This window comes from Deinococcus marmoris DSM 12784 (assembly GCF_000701405.1).
In the GTDB taxonomy this organism is placed as follows: Bacteria; Deinococcota; Deinococci; order Deinococcales; family Deinococcaceae; genus Deinococcus; species Deinococcus marmoris.
The window spans coordinates 1-2,639 of sequence record NZ_JNIV01000201.1; the positions used below are offsets into that span (position 1 = coordinate 1).

1 protein-coding gene is annotated in these 2,639 nt (G+C 63.5%); it reads left to right on the top strand.

Annotated elements, in window-relative coordinates:
• Positions 1 to 746 precede the first annotated feature (746 nt).
• Complete coding sequence (locus tag Q319_RS0123050; RefSeq protein WP_029484726.1) at positions 747 to 1,799, top strand: ScyD/ScyE family protein; 1,053 nt, start codon at positions 747 to 749, stop codon at positions 1,797 to 1,799.
• Positions 1,800 to 2,639 lie beyond the last annotated feature (840 nt).

Sequence of the window (2,639 nt, forward strand, 5' to 3'; positions counted from 1 at the left end):
GAGGCTCGCTCCAGAACTTCAAGCCCATCCCTGACAGCTTCCAACTCGCGGCACTCTGGCTGCCCAGCCATTCGTTCTGGAGCCTGTCACCCGGGCCACGTCCACGCTCAGCAGTTCTACCAACAAGGCGGTTTTCTCTCACGCCCTGTCTGCCCTGGAAGCTGTTGATTCCCTGAGGACTTTGCCAAAAAAAGAGTATGATCGAAGACAATCTCCGGAAGCATTGACCGCGACGGACGAACCTCGGGCGCCTGCCCGCCGCGAGAGCTCATGGCGCAACCGACCGGAGTCTGTCACCCAGTGCAACCTGCAAGGGGGTTACGACGCCAGAAGTCTGCTCACGGCTGTGCCCAGCCGAGGTGCCATGAACGCCACTCGTGTCCTGAAGCGGGGGAGCGCCACGCGATCGGCGCTCCTGCCCATCGGCGCTCCAGGGTTCGGCACACCACGGCTGTAACGCAGTGGACGCCGCCTAGTTCGGCTGGCCGCCGCTCCTGAACACGCTCGTCAACCTGAAGAGCGCCGCCGTGGGAGACCGCCTTTCACCTGATGTCGGAGCAGGTATGGGAGTGAAGCACACTCGGCACCAGGGCCGTCGGACAGCACCTGTCTCCCTGGTCTGGAAGACGGCACGGAATGATCGTCCGCTGGAAAGGAGGTGCCATTGACGCAGACCTGAGTACGCTGGTTGGCTTGCTGACGCTGAACGACGCCCAACGGAATTATGGCATTCCAGGGAGACCCCAATGACACAGTCCCCACCACTGGACCTTCAGGCCGCCACTTCCACCACCCACACCCGGTTCAAGACCTTGCGGCGCCGGGCTGCCCTGGCGTGTACGCTCGCCTCTGTCCTCACGGCATGCGGCACCCCTCCGGCCGTCACCAGTGCGGAGCCAACCCCAAAACGCCTGGTGACTGGTCTGGCCGGCGCCTTCGGCAGCGCCATCGGCCCCGGGGATGCGCTATACGTCACCGTCACCCTGGACGGCAGCATTCGGCGTGTCGATCCGAAGACAGGTGCCGTCACGACCTTCGTTAGTGGTCTGCCCATCCCGTTCAAGCCTGAAGACGGTGTCGGTGTCGTGGACGTCGCCTTCATCGGCAACACGGCGTACGCGCTGGTGACCCTGGTTGGCCCCGACTACGGCGGCAACAGCGCGGTCGGCATCTACCGCGTGGACGGCCCAGGCAGCTTCAACCTGTTCGCGGATATCGGCGCCTTCTCGCTCGCCCACCCGCCGAAGCCGGACTACTTCGTGAAAAGCGGGGCTCAACATGCGCTGGAGCCGTTCCGTGAGGGGTTCCTGGTCACCGACGCGCACCATAACCGCGTGCTGCAGGTCACGAAAGACGGAGAGGTCTCCGAAATGATCGCCTTCGGGAACATCGTCCCGACCGGCTTGGCAATCGCGGGGGACACGGTGTACATGGCCGAGGCAGGCCCTATTCCCCACCTGCCCGAAACAGGCCGGGTGGTGGAGTTCCGTCCAGGCGATAGCGCCGCGACACCGGTTGCTGCCGGGGCCCGGCTGCTGGTGGACGTGGAGTTCGGGCGCGGGCGGACCCTCTTTGCGCTGGCGCAGGGCTTCTGGGACAGCACTTTTGAAGGCGCCCCGGCGAATCCCAATACCGGCTCGCTGGTGCGGGCTGAGTGGGACGGCACGTTCACGGTCGTGGCGGGCCCGCTGGACCGGCCCACCTCGATGGAGATCATGGGGAACACGGCGTACATCGTCACGCTCGGCGGCGAGATCTGGACGGTCGACAACATCGCCAGCCCGCCTTCTGGGAAGTGATGGGTACGTGGCTGTTCGCCACGTTCTAAAGAATTCGGTCGTCCCTTAAGGAAGTGCGGGGCTACCGGGTCCACGCACACAGGTCTATAGGAGATCACCCATACACCCGCGCCAGTGCTGCCGCCGTCGTCCTGAGTGTCCTCACCGCCTGTAGAAGCACTGAGCCTGCCGCGCAACCCGTCCTGACCACACAGGCCGTCCGTTCCACCACCGCCAGTACGGTCCCTTAACGAATCCCTGCACTAGAGAGGTCCTCTGCAGAACCGTAATTCTTTCCGATGTGACGTCGGTGGTCACGGACGCCAGTGGGGGAACCCACACCCAGACCGACGTGATCTATTCCAGCACTTAAACGGGCGACAGGGGCACCACCTTCATGGAATCCGGCACAGCGCATGCCCACCTCAACCTGCCGAGTTCGGGGGTCGTGCATGCAATGGAGATTGGCAACGGCGTAATCACTGAGCGTGATCGCACGGCCTTCTCCGTCTAGGAGCACCTTGCGTTCGTTGTGGGTGCCGCCGGGACCGTGCGGGGTTCAGCGCCTATGTGCCGGGCGACGCTGACGTGAACACGGCGTATCTCGAATGCCACCTTTGAATACGGGAGGGATGGACTCAGCGAAAGTGGTGGCCGGCAAGCTCACCGGCCAGGCTGGGTCCTGACTGCGTGACCGTGCGGCGGCTTCCTGGAGATTCGGGAGGGACCGGGGAGTCACCGAATCGAGGACATGCTCAGCTCAATACCCTTCAGTACCGGACAACTTGCGTTTAAGTGGCGCTGGGTGCGGAGAAAGGTTGATTTAAGAGGCCGAAGTATATTTCGGCCTGTGGGTGATCC